At 38.9% G+C, this 18,175-nt stretch carries 14 protein-coding genes and 2 riboswitches; of the genes, 9 read left to right on the top strand and 5 right to left on the bottom strand.

Annotated elements, in window-relative coordinates; genetic code table 11:
* Nucleotides 1-212 precede the first annotated feature (212 nt).
* Nucleotides 213-1,475, bottom strand: a complete 1,263-nt coding sequence (locus BCELL_RS03890; RefSeq protein ID WP_013487375.1) for a TraB/GumN family protein — start codon at nucleotides 1,473-1,475, stop codon at nucleotides 213-215.
* Between the two features lie 24 nt (nucleotides 1,476-1,499).
* The gene (locus BCELL_RS03895; protein ID WP_157184170.1) at nucleotides 1,500-1,748 is read right to left on the bottom strand and encodes a hypothetical protein; all 249 of its coding nucleotides are present in this window, start codon (nucleotides 1,746-1,748) and stop codon (nucleotides 1,500-1,502) included.
* A 171-nt stretch (nucleotides 1,749-1,919) separates the two neighbouring features.
* On the opposite strand from BCELL_RS03895, the gene BCELL_RS03900 reads away from it, so the two are divergent.
* From BCELL_RS03900 to BCELL_RS03910, 3 genes are all read left to right on the top strand, one after another.
* A complete protein-coding gene (locus BCELL_RS03900; protein WP_013487377.1) occupies nucleotides 1,920-5,201 on the top strand; it encodes an SNF2 helicase associated domain-containing protein in 3,282 nt (1,093 codons plus the stop codon).
* 386 nt (nucleotides 5,202-5,587) lie between these two features.
* Nucleotides 5,588-7,090, top strand: coding sequence for a degradosome RNA helicase CshA (gene cshA, locus BCELL_RS03905; protein ID WP_013487378.1), 1,503 nt, complete (start codon nucleotides 5,588-5,590; stop codon nucleotides 7,088-7,090).
* A gap of 356 nt (nucleotides 7,091-7,446) precedes the next feature.
* The gene (locus BCELL_RS03910) at nucleotides 7,447-7,701 is read left to right on the top strand and encodes a hypothetical protein (protein ID WP_013487379.1); all 255 of its coding nucleotides are present in this window, start codon (nucleotides 7,447-7,449) and stop codon (nucleotides 7,699-7,701) included.
* Between the two features lie 83 nt (nucleotides 7,702-7,784).
* Here the strand turns inward: BCELL_RS03910 and thiE are convergent, their stop codons facing one another.
* Both thiE and thiD read right to left on the bottom strand, forming a co-directional pair.
* Complete coding sequence (thiE, locus tag BCELL_RS03915; protein ID WP_013487380.1) at nucleotides 7,785-8,435, bottom strand: thiamine phosphate synthase; 651 nt, start codon at nucleotides 8,433-8,435, stop codon at nucleotides 7,785-7,787.
* Nucleotides 8,408-9,250 (bottom strand): bifunctional hydroxymethylpyrimidine kinase/phosphomethylpyrimidine kinase, encoded by an 843-nt coding sequence (thiD, locus tag BCELL_RS03920; RefSeq protein WP_013487381.1) that lies wholly within the window; start codon nucleotides 9,248-9,250, stop codon nucleotides 8,408-8,410. The genes thiE and thiD overlap by 28 nt, the downstream gene beginning before the upstream one ends.
* Nucleotides 9,251-9,345: 95 nt before the next feature.
* Nucleotides 9,346-9,554: riboswitch (TPP riboswitch) on the bottom strand.
* A 135-nt stretch (nucleotides 9,555-9,689) separates the two neighbouring features.
* A riboswitch (TPP riboswitch) is annotated at nucleotides 9,690-9,794 on the top strand.
* A 75-nt stretch (nucleotides 9,795-9,869) separates the two neighbouring features.
* On the opposite strand from thiD, the gene BCELL_RS03925 reads away from it, so the two are divergent.
* From BCELL_RS03925 to BCELL_RS03945, 5 genes are read left to right on the top strand one after another with little or no spacing between them, the layout of a single operon-like run.
* Nucleotides 9,870-10,637 carry a thiazole synthase gene (locus BCELL_RS03925; RefSeq protein ID WP_013487382.1) on the top strand — a complete coding sequence of 256 codons (768 nt, stop codon included), beginning with the start codon at nucleotides 9,870-9,872 and terminating at the stop codon, nucleotides 10,635-10,637.
* 41 nt (nucleotides 10,638-10,678) lie between these two features.
* Nucleotides 10,679-11,782 carry a 2-iminoacetate synthase ThiH gene (gene thiH, locus BCELL_RS03930; RefSeq protein ID WP_013487383.1) on the top strand — a complete coding sequence of 368 codons (1,104 nt, stop codon included), beginning with the start codon at nucleotides 10,679-10,681 and terminating at the stop codon, nucleotides 11,780-11,782.
* A 28-nt stretch (nucleotides 11,783-11,810) separates the two neighbouring features.
* A complete protein-coding gene (gene tenI / locus BCELL_RS03935; RefSeq protein WP_013487384.1) occupies nucleotides 11,811-12,410 on the top strand; it encodes a thiazole tautomerase TenI in 600 nt (199 codons plus the stop codon).
* Between the two features lie 3 nt (nucleotides 12,411-12,413).
* A complete protein-coding gene (gene thiS, locus BCELL_RS03940) occupies nucleotides 12,414-12,614 on the top strand; it encodes a sulfur carrier protein ThiS (RefSeq protein WP_013487385.1) in 201 nt (66 codons plus the stop codon).
* 20 nt (nucleotides 12,615-12,634) lie between these two features.
* Nucleotides 12,635-13,654, top strand: coding sequence for a thiazole biosynthesis adenylyltransferase ThiF (locus BCELL_RS03945; RefSeq protein WP_013487386.1), 1,020 nt, complete (start codon nucleotides 12,635-12,637; stop codon nucleotides 13,652-13,654).
* Nucleotides 13,655-14,207: 553 nt separating this feature from the next.
* Here the strand turns inward: BCELL_RS03945 and BCELL_RS03950 are convergent.
* Entirely contained in the window at nucleotides 14,208-15,896 is a 1,689-nt protein-coding gene (locus tag BCELL_RS03950) for a hypothetical protein (protein ID WP_013487387.1), read from the bottom strand.
* 233 nt (nucleotides 15,897-16,129) lie between these two features.
* Between BCELL_RS03950 and BCELL_RS03955 the strand changes: the two genes are divergently transcribed.
* Entirely contained in the window at nucleotides 16,130-18,034 is a 1,905-nt protein-coding gene (locus BCELL_RS03955; RefSeq protein WP_013487388.1) for an ABC-F family ATP-binding cassette domain-containing protein, read from the top strand.
* Nucleotides 18,035-18,175: the final 141 nt, after the last annotated feature.

Genomic DNA, 18,175 nt, shown 5'->3' on the forward strand with positions numbered 1-18,175 from the left:
ACGATTCTAACTTTTAGGTGGTTTCAATCTATTATAGCGGAATTTGATTAGCGACGCTTCTTTTTAACTGCAAGTGCATAATAATGAGGCTTCAGAAATTTTGCCACATATATCGTGATGAGCTTTCACTACTACTAAAAATAGGCGAAAATTTTATAAAAAAAACAAACTCCGTACTAGTGGAGTTTGTTTTTGGGTTTAGGAATTGTCCGTTATTCATATCCATTTTGAACGTCGTATCCACGTTCATTTAATAAATCAACAATACTGTTTTCACCAACTAAATGCATCGCACCTACGACAATGAAGTATGTTTCACCAGTATCAGCTAAAATGAAATCCTCAATTTTATTCGTCATTTCGAAATCTCTATCGTCAGCTAGCGCTTGCATATATGCCTTATAATCATCACTTGCGTGATCGTCTACATAGCGTAATTCAGTGATCATGTCGATATTACCGGAACGCCAAATGCTCATCAACTCATGTAATTCCTCAGTAAGTTGGTCATAATTGTCAAGAGTAGACTGGAGTTGCTCAATTTGAAGCTCTTCTGATTGGCTTGTTATGACGCTAAGCTGACTTTCAACAGTTTCAAGGCCGATAATGTCAATTTCTCCGTCAGCTCGGTTCATAAAGTATTCGTCAATTCCATGGCTAGAATAATATCCTGCATCCTCTCCACGTATCATCATTAACAGATCCTGGACCATCCAAGGCTGAAATAAGTTTAATACTTCTGAAGGATAGCCATGTGGCTCAACAATATCAACTAGTAGTTCAAAATAATCCGTGCCAATTGTCCCCTCTAGCGTTCTTCCATCCATATATAAACCCTTCTCTTGTGTAAGCTGTGCGATCTCGAACTCATTTACTTCGGTAAAGTCAATTTCTAGCCCTAAGTAGTCAGCTTCAGCAAAGGCAGCTTCAACGTCTTCATGTAACGGATAAATATCTTCAGACCCGACGTGAATGGAGCCGAATAAATAAATGACATTACTTCCTTCCTCTACTTTATAAAATACACCCATAGAAGGAGAGTTCCCTTCATCAGCACCTTCGAATTCAACCACGATTCCATTACTTATTAATGATTGGATTAGGAGCATCGTTTCACCATCTTCATCCATATCAATTGGGTTGTTTGTGACATTAACATACTCAAGCTGACTCATGTTTTCTAAAGGAGTCAAATCTTCAATGTCGTTATTTTGAAGTTCAACGTTTTGTAATGCTTCAAGATTTTCAAGACCTGAAATGCTCGTTATATCGGAATTTGCTGCATATAGCTCGTTAATCTCTTTTACCATTTCAAGCGTTAATGCTTCATCATCATCTATTTCGATGGCATCTCTAACAATCTTTTGTAGCCCCTCATCTTCAAATTCAATGATGTCACTCCCTGTTTCCGTCGTACAACCAAGTAATAAAACGGTTAAAGATATAAAGAAAATTAATGCAATACGCTTATTCATAAAAAAATAGTCCCCCTAATTGTTTTATATAAAAATAAGTATAGTAATAAAAATAAAAACGAAGGTGATTGTGATAAACCAGCTGACTTTATTTTTTCTAGGCTCCGCAATCATTTCGCCTAAAAAATAAAACAAAGAGAATATACCCCCAGTAGTAACAGTGTCAACCATTTCCGCTTTCTTTTTATCCTCTTCTGTAAATGTATCGGTACGTGGGGAATGGTCTTTTTTATCACACATATTAGCACGCTCCTTACCATCTACTTTCTTCATCTTATCACACACATCTTTAGCAATAATGAAGAATGGAACTTTTCTTTCAAATATTTAGAAAGGAAGGGTAACAATGTTACAATAGTAAATACGGCTATAAAACGTATTTCGTTTCACTTTTTGGAAGACTGTTAAGAAAAACGGAGACTATTCCAGTGCAGGTGATAATAGATGGATCTTTTTCAGTTAAGTAAAAGTAGTATAAGAGAGCTTTGTAACCCTTTAGTATTCAAAAGAGGCAGTACATATTTCTCAGAAGGAAACGTAGAGGACCTCACATGGAACGAGGAAAAAAAGTTCTTTTCAGCTACAGTAAATGGGATGGAAACGTATGATGTCCATGTGCATGTGAGTGGAGAACGATATGCTAAAAAATTTTACTGTAGCTGTCCAGCTTATGAAAAATACACTGGAATATGTAAGCATATAGTAGCCGTTTTATTTGAAATAAAGGAAAAGAAGCCTCATACTTTTTTTCATATAGAAAAGAAGAGTGAAGCTTTACATATTAACAAGGGAAGTGAGCAAAAAAGGATGTTTGATGAAGTCGACTATATGGAAAAGCAAAAAGCAAATGCAATGATTCAGTCATTTCAACAAGTATATATGAAAAAGCATGAAACACACCATGAGCGTGAGACGTTAGACGTAGAATATATTTTAAAGCTTGAGCCTAAAATGGCAGGCTTTCGCTCAGCTTCCTTTGAGTTGGAAATGAAGGTCGGCCCTAAACGACTTTATGTAGTGAAAGATTTGAAGGAGTTTTTACGTGTCGTTCATCAAAATGAGACGCTAAAGTTTGCAAAGCATTTTAGTTATGATCCTTCAGACTATGTTTTATCAGAACAAGATGAGGCAATTTTTCAATGGCTATGGAAGCTATTTCATTTGCGGAATGAACAAGATCGCGTATCTTCCTTATATTCATATCGCTCTGTAAATAAAGAAGAAAAAAGGAAACTAGACATTCCAGCACCTGTAGTGACGGAGCTATTAGACATGCTCCAAACAAGCAATGTAGTTGTCGACGTTCTTGGAATGGAGTACAAAGGGTATGAATTTGTGGAGGGGCCGTTACCACTTCAATTTTCTATAGGGAATTCTCCAGACCATAAAGGGCAGTTTCATTTTAAATGGGAAAATGAAGAGGAAATTGCGTTCTTCGGATCCGATTATCATATACTTTTTTATCGAGGTCGATTTTATGCACTTGAGGGAGATCAAGGCGATGTCATTGAGCTTCTTTTGAACCATTTGACGAAATATGATCCAGCAGAGATTACAATCTCACAGGATCAGCTCGAAAACTTTGCATCACTCGTACTACCTCAGTTAAAAAAGGTTGGCGAAGTAGATGTCATTGAAAGTGTTCGGGAAAAAATCCATATGGCCCCCCTTGAGTGTAAGCTTTACGTTGACTATGTCGACTACCGCTTAACAGCAGAACTTATTTTTCAATATGGGGATGATAAATATTCTCCATTTGATTCGCCACAGGAATACTCAGGGCATGTAACTGTGCGCGATGTTGAAAAAGAATTATTTATACTATCACATATAGAAAAGGTTCCATTTAAATATAACGGTCGTGAGCTTTATTTAGATGATTTTGATATGATACTTGATTTTGTTATGGAAGATTTACCAAACCTTTCAAATATCATTGAAGTGTTTACAACATCAAATGTACAAGGAATGGTCTATGATCCACAAGAGCGCCCGACGATCAAAGTAGAAGCAAATGAAAAGATGAATTTACTAGATGTAGAGTTCAAGATGGAAGGAATTCCAGAAACAGAAATCGATGACATTCTCCAAGCACTATTAGATAATAAAAAATATTATCGTCTCGCCAATGGTTCCTTTTTAAATTTAGGTGACGAGGAGTTGCAAGAAATGCGAGGCATGCTAGATGAACTGGAGTTAAGTCAAAAGGATATCCAACAGCATACGAAAGTACCATTAATGCGTGCCTTTCAGTTAAGTGAAAACAATAGCTATGCTTTAAAAAAAGGAAAGGCATTTCGTAGCTTATTAGAACGTATTATGCACCCGGACGAGATCGAAACAACTGTTCCAGAAGAGCTTGATGAAACGTTACGTGATTATCAAAAAATTGGGTTTCAATGGCTACACTCCCTTTCCCATTACGGATTTGGCGGCGTTTTAGCTGATGATATGGGACTAGGAAAAACGCTACAAATGATCACGTACTTAGTCTCACAAAAACAGCAAGGTGAATTAGGAACGACACTGATCATTTGTCCTTCTAGCCTCGTGTATAATTGGCAAAAGGAAATAGAGCGCTTCGCACCACAATTATCTTCAGTGGTCATTAGTGGATCGGCAGAAGAACGGAATCAAGCACTTGATGAAGCTGCTCATAAAGATGTATGGATTACGTCTTACCCTTTAATTCGACGTGATTTAGAAAAGTACCGAGAAAAACTGTTTACAACGTTAATCCTTGACGAAGCACAATACGTCAAAAACGATTGGACACAAACGGCAAAGGCAGTTAAATCGATTCAAGCAAAGCAATCCTTCGCCTTAAGTGGAACACCAATAGAAAACTCCTTAAACGAGCTCTATTCGATTTTTGACTTAGTTTTACCAGGATTATTTAAAAATAAAAATGCTTTTAAAGCAATGGAGCAGGAAAAAATAGCGAAAAGAATTCGTCCATTTGTTTTAAGGAGGTTAAAGCGAGATGTATTAACCGAACTGCCAGATAAAATGGAATCGGTGCAGTACACCGAGCTGACCGACGAACAAAAGAAGCTTTATTTAGCTCAGTTAAGGTTAATTCGTAACGATGCAAAAGAAGCCATTTCTGCTAAGGCATTCCAGGAAAACAGAATGAAAATATTAGCTGGTTTAACTCGTCTACGGCAAATTTGCTGCCACCCCGCTTTATTTATGACTAATTATAAAGGGCAATCTGGAAAAATGGAGCGCTTGTTTGAATATCTTGAAGAAGCGATTGCATCAGGACGTAGAGTAGTATTATTTAGTCAATTTACACAAATGCTTAGCATTATACAGGATCGTTTAAAAGGATATGGCTGGCAATACCACTACCTCGATGGATCGACGCCATCGAAAGAGCGCGTGGAACTTGCAAACCAATTCAATAACGGAGAAAAGGAACTCTTTTTAGTTTCTTTAAAGGCTGGTGGAACAGGATTAAACTTAACTGGTGGAGATACCGTAATTTTATTTGATTCTTGGTGGAACCCTGCAGTAGAAGAGCAAGCCGCAGACCGCGTGTACCGTTTTGGGCAAAAAAAGGTTGTCCAAGTGACAAAGCTTATTACGACCGGCACCATTGAGGAAAAAATTCATAAGCTGCAAGGGCAAAAAAGGGAACTACTCGATAAAGTGATCCAGCCTGGTGAAAAAATGATTACTTCACTAAGTAAAGAGGATATAGAAGAACTGTTAGACATTTAAAGGTTAAGGGGTGTTTTTTGAGGATTGTTTCCTTTAGAAGCACCTCCTTTTTTCTTGTCATTTTTGGTACCGGTCTTAAGCTAATACATCATATAAAATTGTTAGCAAATACGTTCTATGAAAAAATATTCGCTAATTATGGCAATGTGTGGTAAAGTTTAAAAGTTGGTTTCATAAATGGATCAATGATAAACAATATTACCGATAAGATCGGTGACATTACTTTTTTTATACGAATAAGAACATTTTGTTGAAGCTTATTTCGGTAAATAGGAGAATAAGCTTTTTTATATGGATAAATAATATAGAGAGCAAATCATCACGAACGAAATAGGATGTTCGAGCCGTGTAGAGAAAGAATTGTAAAAGTAAAGGAGAATATAAATTTGGCACTATTTAAAGATTTAAACATTCAACCATCTATAGTAGAAGCTATCGAGAAAATGGGCTTTGAAGAGACTACACCAATTCAAGAAAAGGTTATCCCACTTGGGAAAGAAGGACAAGACATTATAGGACAAGCACAAACTGGTACAGGTAAAACAGTTGCGTTTGGTATTCCTTGTGTCGAGCAAGTCGTAGTAGAGGAAAAGCATCCACAAGCGCTAGTGCTAACACCTACGCGTGAGTTAGCAATTCAAGTAGCGGAAGAATTAAATAAGCTAGGACAAGTAAAAGGAATTAAAGCTCTTCCTATTTATGGTGGTCAGGAAATAACGAGACAAATTACCGCTCTAAAGAAACGACCACAAATTATCGTAGCTACTCCTGGACGTTACATGGACCATATGCGTAGAAAAACGATTCGTCCTGAGTTTTTGAAAATTGTCGTCCTTGATGAAGCGGATGAAATGCTATCCATGGGCTTTATTGAAGACATCGAAACAATCCTACAAGAAGTACCAGGAGAAAGGCAAACGTTACTATTCTCAGCAACAATGCCTCCGAAATTAAAAACGATAGCAGATCGTTTTATGAACAAGCCTGTTTCTATTGCCGTAAAAGCGAAACAGTTAACTGTAGAAAATATTGAACAGCGCTATATCGCTCTATCGGAAAAAGAAAAGTTTGATACGCTTTGTAATTTACTTGATATGGAGACGCCAGAGCTTGCAATTATCTTTGGACGTACGAAGCGACGTGTAGATGAGTTAACAGAATCATTAAGTATTCGTGGATTTGCTGTAGAAGGTCTTCATGGTGATATGAAGCAGGAGAGACGTGATCAAGTTATACGCAAGTTTAAGCGTGGCTCAATTGATGTCATGGTTGCAACAGATGTTGCAGCACGTGGATTAGATGTCAATGACGTTTCTCACGTTATTAACTTTGATTTACCTCAAGATTCAGAAAGCTACGTTCACCGTATTGGACGTACAGGACGCGCAGGTAAAAAAGGTATATCGTATAGTTTTGTTACTCATAAAGAGAAGGATCACTTACGATATATAGAAGAAAGCACACGTCAAAAAATGAAGCAAGTGGATGCACCAACGCTTGCAGATGCGATGCGTGGAAGACATAAGCAAGCTGTGAATGAGTTGAAAAAAGCAGTTAATAATGCTGCGAGTAAACAATTAACTGGAGAAGCTAAACAACTTCTTGAAGAATTTGACCCAGTTGTACTTGTATCCGCAGCATTACAAATGGTGACGAAAGAGCCAAGTAAGAAACAGGTGAAAATCACTGGCGAAGCACCGGTTCGTTCTAAAAAGCGTCCATCGGGCGGCGGTGGCGGCGGTCGCAGTGGCGGCGGGAAACGTCGTAAAGACCGTGGAACTGGTGGCGCACGAATCAATGCGAAAAAGCGTACCTCAAAGCAAGATCGCGATAGAGATAGAGGTCGCGGCGGCGGACGAGACCGTGATGGAAGAGGACGTAAAAAATAAAATATTAGTTGCTACACTTGGCTGTACGAAGTGAGTAACAAATTAAATAAGACAAGGACATCGCTTACTACCAAAAGGTGATGTCCTCGTCTTTTTTTTATTACGAAGTTTTTGTTAGAGCAGATAGCGCAGGAAAAAGAAAGAGAAAGTGCCGATAGAGCGCCTGTGAGAAATGTATGTACACAATTTCGCTCGAGCCCCTTCAATGTGATAGCGTTAATCACTACAGCCCCATCGCTAGCCACCCTTCCAATTATAAAAATAAACAATCTATTCTAACACCTAAGTTAAACATCATAAAACTAAATAACAGTTAATATACCTTTAATAACGTTGAATGAAGAGAGGTGGAAGGCTTGGCATATCAAGCACCGGTAAAAAGTCCTGGTATAGCCGCTGTATTAAGTGCACTTTGGACGGGATTAGGTCAAATTTATAACGGGCAAATAGCAAAAGGTGTGCTCTTGATGTTTATCCAATTTATAAACGTACTCCTAATGTTCGTTATTATTGGTTTTTTTACTTATTTTGCTGTATGGATTTTCGGAATGATAGATGCTTATAAAACGGCAGAATTTATTAATCGTGGTGGGGGAGGGAGAAAAATATAAGGAGAATTTGTTTAGATTAATGCAGTCCTTAAACACAAAAAAACTAGTGAAAGACAAATCATTCACTAGTTTTTTAAGTATGTTTATTTCCATGCTTCATTAAGCATTTTTACAGCATCGCTAGGATCGTTAGCGGAGGAGATAGCAGAGATAACGGATAGCCCATCTGCTTTACCATGAACGACTTGAGTAGCATTTTCGACATTGATTCCCCCAATTGCAACGATTGGAGCATCAATGCCCTCATGGCGAAGCTCTTCGATAAAGTGAGGGCCACATACTTCCCGTGTATCAGCTTTAGATGATGTAGGAAAAACGGGACCTACACCTAAATAATCGGCGCCACTTGCTAATGCTGCCTTCGCCTCATCTAATGTATGTGCAGATACGCCGAGAATACGGTCACCAATTTTCTTGCGTACCTCTATTATGTTATCGTCCTCTTGTCCAATGTGAACGCCATCAGCATCTAGCTCTATCGCAAGATCAATGTCATCGTTTACGATAAAAGGAATAGATGCTTTTTGACATAGCTGTTGCAGCTCTCTTGCAAGAGTGATCTTAGACTCACCTGTTAGTGCACCATTTCCTTTTTCACGAAACTGAAAAATGCTGATGCCACCTTCAATCGCTTGTTGGAGAACAGTAGGAAGCGAACCATGAACGTTAGTGCTCCCGGCAATAAAGTAAACCTTTAAGAAATCTTTCATTTTGTCGGAATTGATTCTTGCCATGTTTTCCCCTCCGTGCTGTCTAAATGATATTGGCGATGCGCACCGTGATGTGTAGGACCATGGCCACCACCGATGTTTAAGGAGTGCTTAATTGCTAAATGAATAAACTTCTTTGCATTCTCAATCGAAGCAAATAAAGTATTACCTTTTGCTAGCTCTGCTGTTACTGCAGAAGCAAATGAGCAGCCTGTTCCATGAGTGTTTTTTGTATCGACTTTAGGTGTTTCAAAATAATGAAAGCTACTACCATCAAAGAACAAGTCGACCATGTTATCACTTGAAGCATGCCCCCCTTTTATGACGACGCTTTTTACTCCCATGTTTAAAAAGTCTTTGGCAGCAGTTTTACGATCATCAAGGGAAGTAATTGCACGTCCAGTGATTGCTTCAGCCTCAGGGATGTTCGGTGTTGCGACAGTTGCTAAAGGGAGTAGCTTATTTACTAAAGCCTCAATCGATGAATCGGTTAATAACGAAGCACCTCCCTTTGCGATCATGACGGGGTCTATCACAACGTTATTCCATTTGTAGTGCTTTATTTTTTCTGCCACTAACTCAATTCTTTTTTCATCAAATAACATCCCCGTTTTCACAGCATCGACACCAATATCATCAGCAACAGAGGTGATTTGCTGTTCAATGGCCTTTAGCTCTAACGGGTAAACCCCTTGTACTCCAAGCGTATTTTGTGCTGTAATCGCGGTGATGGCCGACATCCCAAAAACTTGAAGCTCCTGAAATGTTTTTAAGTCTGCCTGAATTCCGGCGCCTCCACCACTATCAGACCCCGCAATTGTTAATGCGCGTGCTAACATACTATCTCCGCCTTTCAATAATATATGAAAAATAGATGTAAGTTTACGTAACGAAAAAACACCGTGCAAATAGGAACGGTGTTTTCAAAATAGAAATGCTATCCGCTCCACTTTCCTACGCTAGCATAAACTAGATCAGGTTCTAAGGGATTAAGGTTTCCTTATCTCAGCCCAGTGTGGCACGAGGCCAGCGAATGGCAATGGCTCCGTTCGTTGCGAGAACACTATGAGAAACCACTCATAGTAGAGTTTCAAAAGATTGAACGACTACGCTCATTGCTTTGAGGCACCCCTAGTGGTAAGAAAAATGTCATTCGTTATGTAAGGCTATCGTATCATACATTTATGGATAAACGAAGTCATTACATAGCTGGATTTTGACGTAATGTATTGGTTCACAAGGATGCGCATGTCTGTTATGATGTAACCATAAGATTTATAGTAAAGCTAGGGGTGCCATTGAAAAAAGTGGCTGAGAGGTGAATTCCAACTCTTTGAACCTGAATTGGTTAATGCCAACGGAGGGAAGCTTGTAAACGACTTATACTAGCGTTTAACAAGCTTACCTAATTTGGTAGGCTTTTTCTTATTAGCTTTTAAAAGAACTGGGGGAAAAATGATGAATGATATATTAACGATTGGTGGAAAAGAGTTAACTAATAGGTTATTTGTTGGTACCGGAAAGTTCGCTGATCATAAAGAAATGGGAGCAGCTATTACAGAGTCAAATTCTGAAGTTGTAACCGTTGCACTAAGGCGTGTCGATGTGGAAAGTAATGAAGAAGACATATTACACGATATTCCAAAACAAGTAACGCTTATGCCTAATACGTCTGGCGCGAGAACGGCAGAGGAAGCGATTCGAATTGCTAGAATGGCTAAAGCAGTAGGTATGGGTAACTGGATTAAAATTGAAGTCATTTCAGATCATAAATACTTATTACCGGATAACGAAGAAACGACGAAGGCAACAGAGGTTTTAGCAAAGGAAGGCTTTGTTGTTTTACCTTATATGAGTCCAGACTTAATGGCTGCAAAACGTATGGTAGATGCAGGAGCAGCAGCAATTATGCCGCTTGGCGCACCAATTGGCTCAAACAAAGGAATTAGAATGAAAGAAATGATTCAAATCATGATAGATGAAATTGACCTTCCAATCGTTGTTGATGCAGGTATCGGCAAGCCATCAGAGGCTGCAGAGGCAATGGAAATGGGAGCGGATGCTGTCCTTGTAAACACGGCGATTGCAACAGCTACTGACCCAGTACAAATGGCAAAAGCATTCGATATGGCAGTAAAAGCAGGAAGAATAGGTTATTTATCCGGCTTAGGACCAGTATCTGCGAAGGCGCATGCTAGCTCACCATTAACGGGCTTTTTAGGATAAAAAAGATGACAAAATCCCATTAAAACGAAAGGATCGATTTCATGAGTTTTTATGAGAAATTTGAAACGGTAAAGGATCTTCCTTTTGACGACATGTTTTCATCTGTCTCTATTAGAGATGTTGAAAAAGTACTTCAAAAGGAGCGATTAACAGAGGAAGACTATTTTGTACTTTTATCTCCTGCAGCGGAGAATTATTTAGAAGAGATGGCACAGAAGGCCCACCAATTGACTGTACAGCACTTTGGAAAAACGATAGGGCTATACTTGCCACTTTATTTATCTGATTACTGTGTGAATATATGTAAATATTGTAGCTTTAGCTTTAACAATGATTTTCCTAGAAGACGACTTACAATGGAGGAGATCCATAAAGAAGCAAAAATTATTGCCGATATGGGTATCAAACATATCATCCTGTTATCCGGTGAATCGAAGCAGCACTCTTCTATTGAGTATTTAAAAGAAAGCATGGAAGTATTGAAGCACTATTTTTCTTCTGTCGGTGTCGAAATACAACCGCTCGATCAAGATGAATATGAACAATTATTTGCTGCGGGAATAGATGGCTTAACGGTTTATCAGGAAGTGTATAACGAAGAGATTTATCGTGATATTCACGTCGCAGGTCCGAAAAAAGACTTTCGCTATCGTTTAGATACTCCTGAAAGAGGGGCAAAGGCAGGCTTAAGGTCCATTAATGTAGGGGCATTACTCGGTATGGACGAATGGAGAAAAGAAAGCTATATGACTGGACTTCATGCGAGCTATTTACAAAATAAGTTTTTAGAAATAGAAGTTGGCGTCTCTTTCCCAAGAATGAGGCCACACGCAGGTAGCTTTCAGCCTAAAGTAATTGTATCGGATAAAAACCTTGTGCAAGCAATGTTAGCGATTAGATTATTTTTACCACGTGCAGGTATTAATATTTCGACTCGTGAAACACCAGAATTTAGAGAAAGCCTTATTCCACTAGGCGTAACAAAAATGTCGGCGGCTTCTTCCACTGTTGTAGGCGGGTACTCTGAACCGGATGTGACACAAAGTCAGTTTGAAATTTCAGATGACCGGTCTGTCGAAGAAATAAAAACATTACTCAAGCAAAAGGGGTATCAACCAGTAGTGAAGGATTGGCAGTTACTATAGTGTTTTACCGAAAAAAAGGTGACGTAAGATGACAAGGAAAGAGATTCATGTAATATCAAACGGTAAACAACCCTTAGAGGAATTTGCCCAATGCGCTAGATTAATACTCTCTGATGTTGACTATTTTCATGTGCGGGAAAAACAATTATCGGCGAAACAATTATCTGATGGGATTGATATATTATTACAGCATGGTATCCCGGCAGAGAAAATAGTGGTAAATGATAGAGTAGATGTAGCAGCAGTAAGAAATGTAGCAGGCGTTCAACTCGCATACCATAGCTTAAAAGTCAATGAAGTGAAGCAACGCTTTCCCGAATTAAAAATCGGGAAGTCTGTTCACTCGATAGAGGAAGCCATTGACGCTGAACGGTTAGGAGCAGACTATGTTCTCTATGGCCATATATTTACTTCTAAGTCAAAGCCGGACGTGACGCCACGCGGTATTCGACAGCTAGAAGCGCTTGTAAATGAGGTGTCAATTCCTGTCATTGCGATAGGTGGAATTACACCATTTAATGTTGAGTCAGTTATGAGTGCTGGGGCTAGAGGAGTCGCGATCATGTCAGGTATTCTTGAGGCAGAAGATCCACTGTCTATGATAAAATTATACAAGAACGGAGGATAAAGAATGGTTGTTCAAGTGAACGGGAAGAGCAATGAACTCCCAGAAAATATGACGATAGCACAACTATTAACGCATTTTGAATTGGATAAAAAAGTTGTCATAGTTGAGCTAAATGAGATGATTATCGATAAAGATCATCATGCTAATACAACAATTAAAGATGGAGATAAGCTTGAGCTTGTTCAATTTGTTGGTGGCGGATGATGGAGAATAGGAGTTAAAGGATGAGTAACCGGTATTCAAGACAAATGCTGTTTTCTCCAATAGGGGAAGAGGGACAAAAAAGTATACGTAGTAAACATGTACTTGTTGTAGGCACAGGAGCATTAGGTACTGGAAATGCTGAAAATTTAGTACGAGCAGGTATCGGAACGATCACTATTGTCGACCGTGATTACGTCGAGTTCAGTAATCTTCAGAGACAGCAGCTATATACTGAAAAAGATGCTGAAAATCGTATTCCAAAAGCGATCGCAGCAAAAAACAGATTAAAGGAAGTTAATTCAGACGTTACGATTCACGCTCATGTTCTTGATGTTACGAAAGAGGAGCTAGAACAATTAATAGATGGTGTAGATTTAATCGTTGATGGTACAGATAATTTCGATACGAGATTATTAATCAATGATATCGCACAGAAGTATTCCATTCCTTGGATTTACGGTGCTTGTGTTAGTAGCTACGGCTTAAGCTACACAATCATTCCTGGCGAGACGCCTTGCTTAAACTGTTTACTTGAAACAGTTCCGTTAGGTGGCGCAACTTGTGATACAGTTGGGGTAATAAGCCCAGTAGTGCAGATGGTTGTTGCGTATCAAACAGCGGAAGCACTGAAGCTGCTAGTCGGAGATAAAAAAGCGCTTCGCCAAAAACTTGTTTCCTTTGATTTGTGGAAAAACGATCAAATGGCAATAAATGTGAACGGTGTGAAGAAAAAGAACTGTCCTTCATGTGGTGAAGAGGCAACGTATCCTTATTTATCTTATGATCATGAAACAAAATCGACGGTACTATGTGGTAGAAACACGGTGCAAATTCGTCCTCCTAAAAAAATTGAGCGCGATATGGGGCATCTATATGATGTTTTATCAGCGCAAGAAGGTGTAGTCGAACAAAACCCATACCTCATTTCTTATACACTTGCTGACAAACGAATGGTATTTTTTAAGGACGGCAGAGTGCTCGTACACGGGACAAATGATATAGCTGAAGCAAAAACATTATACCATCGTATATTAGGTTAGAATAACTGAAAAGGTTGCTTGAATTTATGTACTAAGAAAAGACTAATACCTAGTTTTCGTGAAGGTATTAGTCTTTCTTGTGTTATAAACTATGAAAGGTGAGGTGGGCGAACCCGGGTTAAGTGGAACCCGGGTTCAAAATTATCACCTTCAAAACGAGAGGAAACGCGAGTAAGAGAGAGCCTGAAGGTGAGGTGGGCGAACCCGGGTTAGTATGAACCCGGGTTCAAAATTCTCACCTTCAAAACGGAAGGAAACGCGAGCAAGAGAGCGTCTGAAGGTGAGGGAAACGAACCCGGGTTAGTGTGAACCCGGGTTCAAAATTCTCACCTTCAAAACGAGAGAAAACGTGAGTAAGAGAGAGATTGAAGGTGAGGGAAACGAACCCGGGTTAGTATGAACCCGGGTTCAAAATTCTCACCTTCAAAACGAGAGGAAACGCGAGTAAGAGAGAGCCTGAAGGTGAGGGAAACGAACCCGGGTTAGTATGAACCCGGGTTCAAAAAAGGGTGGCTCAAAAGGTAAATATTAGACCCTTTGAGTCCCCCTCTTATTAAAACTCTAATTCTTCGATTGATTGTATTTCTTCGCCAGTATCCATAAAGTGAATGGTAATTTCATCCCCTGCTTCAATAAATACAGCTCGTGGATGTGCAGAAGCATTAACGGTAAATATACGATCGTAGCCTTCAATTAAAAGGCGTACAGTGACATTGTCTTCTCGATCCCATTTATATACTCTTTCAACTGTTGCGGTTACTTCAACTAAATCTGTAATTTCTCCAGGAATTACATCATCATCTACTCTAGAAGATAGAGCTAATTGATATGAGCTAAAGGCTTCTCGCTTCGTGCTACCATAACCGTACACACTTTCGCTACTTGCGTTGACGAGCATAATTTGTCTTAATACGTTGTCGCGGTCCATTAAAGGAACAACCCAAGTATATTGACTATAGATGTTATACAGTGAAGGGGTTCCAGCAACATAATCGTCTCTTCTAAACGTTCTTTCGGCTAAGTTCATAGCCGTACGTCCGTTCATCATCCCACTTGCGTCTCTGAAATAGCGTAATTCACCAGTCCTTGCATCAAACATTGTAAATCCGACCATGGAATTAGACGTTTCACTATCCCCGCGTAACCGCATATGATCAGTTAACCAGCTCTGCTGAAGATCTCTATCAACAACACCTACTACACTATCATCAGAGCCCCAGTCAGTTGGCTCCGTCAAGCCTTCCCTTCCAAAGTAACGATTTATAAGCCCTTGCTTATAAACCCCGAACCATTCGTTACGCTCCTCGGCAATATGTGGAGGATAAATTCTATTTACCCATTCAGGAGCATTCTCTTTTTCAAATTGCTCCATATCACCAGTGCGCGGGTCAACGATAATAATTCCATCGACATCTGCTACTCTACGAAACTCCGTATAATGACCGTAACTCACGATATAAAACGGGTTTCCTTCACTATCGACTTCAAATGTAGTGTCGAGCATGAGTACATCTGGAAACGCTAAACGTACGTGTCGCTCTAAATTTTCGTGAAAATAAGCAGATGGAACATAATTCATTTCAGTTTGTACAAGTGTGGGCTCTGCCTGTGGATTTTCTGCATTAACAGTAATGTATCCAGGTGCATAATCACTTCGCCACCAACGGAAAAAACCGTCGTATTCGATTGGTGTTACCCAGTAAAGTGTACCGTCAATTCTCTGAATCCGTGTCTCACCTAGATTATAAAACGCAGGATTATCTAATTGTCCCATTAAAACATCGGAACGATATCTTGCAAAGCTTCTTGGCACTACTGGAATATTTTCTTCACTAACTGGAGAGAGATCCTCTGAACTCACCTCTACACCACCCGCGATTTCAAACTTTGCGTCGGCTAAAAATAACGGCTGGAATATCCAAAAAAGTGAAAATCCTAATAAAATTGCAGCACCGGAACCTACGCCAACTAAAGCCGCTTTTTTTCGGAAGGTCTTTTTAAAGGAATATACTAGTGAATTATCAGCAATAAGCGCAATCCCTACAATCGGGAGGTACGTTGTGATGATTGCTGATAAAGATTGATCTAGTAATCCAAAATAAAAGATAAAGAAACTAAAAATAAAGCCTGAGACATACCGTGATAGTATCCACTTTCTAAAAAATGGCATTTTCCACCATTGTATCTGTAGCGGTAAAAATAATAAGGCTAATAAAGCACTTATAAGTAAAATTTGCAGCATAAAATCACCTCATAATTTTCGTTTTATCTATTTACGTTAAAATACGTGTTAGGTTTCACTTAACCTGTGAACCCTTATACCCTTTCTTCCTTTTACAAGCACAATTAATACTTTACCATGAAAATGCATAGACAAAAACTGATATCATGTTTGAGAAATTTAAGTTTACTATGCTTTGATCCTATTTTTCGATACAATAGTATAGCGAGTAAAGCAGTGAAGGATGATGTTTAATGAGTATATATAGAGCGGAAAACTTACTTAAGACTTACGGCGAGAAGCAATTGTTCGATCATATTTCATTTACTATAGAAGAGAAAGATAGAATAGGCTTAATTGGTGTGAACGGTACCGGAAAATCGACCCTATTAAAAGTATTAGCTCGGATAGAAGGAAAAGAATCGGGAGAAATCATTCATTCTAATGGATTTGAAATCGAATATTTGCCGCAAGAGCCAACGTTAAATGGAGAATTAACCGTTCTGGAACAAGTATATTATGGTGATTCTAAAATAATGAAAACGATGCGGGAATATGAGCAAGCAGTTATTCAGTTAGAACAAGATCCATTGAACGAAAGCCATCAAAAAAAATTGGCCCAATTGCAGCAGCGTATGGATGAAGAAGAGGCCTGGGAAGCAAACACAGTTGCTAAAACAATTTTAACGAAGCTAGGAATAAATGATTTTTCAAAACAAGTGAAACACTTATCTGGTGGTCAAAAAAAGCGAGTTGCGATCGCAAAGGCGTTGATTCAGCCTGTAGACTTACTACTATTAGATGAGCCTACAAACCACTTAGACAATGAAACGATTGAATGGTTAGAGGATTTTCTTTCAAGTTACCGTGGAGCCCTTATTGTCATTACCCATGACCGTTATTTTCTAAACCGAGTGACAAACACGATATTTGAATTAGATAAAGGAAATCTCTATCAATATAAAGGGAACTATGAAACCTTCTTAGAGGAAAAAGCTAGAAGAGAAGAAGTAGCGGAGCAGCGTGAGTCAAAACGGCAAAACTTATTAAGAAGAGAAATAGCATGGTTAAAACGAGGGGCAAAAGCTAGAACAACGAAACAAAAAGCACGAATTCAGAGGGCTGAGAAGCTGCAAGAGGAAAAACACGAAGTAGCGAGTGATGATTTAGATTTTGCCATTGGCTCTACACGACTTGGGAAAAAAGTAATTGAGCTTGAAAAAGTGAGTAAACAATTTGATCAAGACATTTTGTTTAAAGATGTGAGTTATTTAGTTGTACCAGGAGAACGACTTGGCATTATTGGGCCGAATGGAACAGGTAAGTCAACTTTATTAAATGTCATTGCAGGACGTATAAAGCCGGATACAGGAGAAGTAACTGTTGGAGAGACTGTGAAAATTGGCTACTATAAGCAGGATCATGAAGAGATTGATTCAAGCTTACGTGTAGTCGAATATATAAAAGAAGTTGCGGAAGTCGTAAAAACTGTAGACGGGCAAATCATCACTGCCGAACAAATGCTTGAGAGATTTATGTTTCCTCGTGCGATGCAGTGGACTTATATTAGCAGACTTTCGGGAGGGGAAAGAAGGAGACTCTATTTGTTGAAAGTATTGATGGAGGAGCCTAATGTATTATTCCTTGATGAGCCAACAAATGACCTAGACACACAAACTTTAGCAATATTAGAAGACTATTTAGATCAGTTTCCTGGCGTAGTTATTACGGTGTCACACGATAGGTTTTTCCTAGATCGTGTAGTCGATCGTTTACTTGTTTTTATAGGGGACGGACACGTAACGCTTTTCCAAGGCTCTTATAGCGATTATTTATCGTCTAGAAAACTTGGGGATAAAAACAAGCATCATGAGGAGCCTAAAAGACAAGAAACAGAACGAGTAAAAGCTGAAAATAAGCGAAAAAAGCTATCATATAAGGACCAAATAGAGTGGGACGGAATTGAAGATCGTATAGCTGGATTAGAAGAAAAGAAGGAAAAACTAGAACAAGATATTATTGAAGCAGGTAGTGATCATGACAGAATTCGCAGTTTATATGAAGAGCAAACAGAGGTAGAGGAAGAAATAGAGAAGGCTATGGAGCGGTGGGAAGAGTTATCTATCTTAGTAGAAGAAATTGAGGCTGCTAAAAAGTAAACGAACAAAATCTCAAGAGAACAATAATGGGTGGCTCAATAGGTGATGAAAATCAGCTTGTATGAGTCACTCTTTTTTAAAATCTTTTATTGATGTATAAATGTCGAATTGATGAACTTTTTGAAATTGTTGATTAAGGTA

It is taken from the genome of Evansella cellulosilytica DSM 2522, from assembly GCF_000177235.2.
GTDB lineage: Bacteria > Bacillota > Bacilli > Bacillales > Salisediminibacteriaceae > Evansella > Evansella cellulosilytica.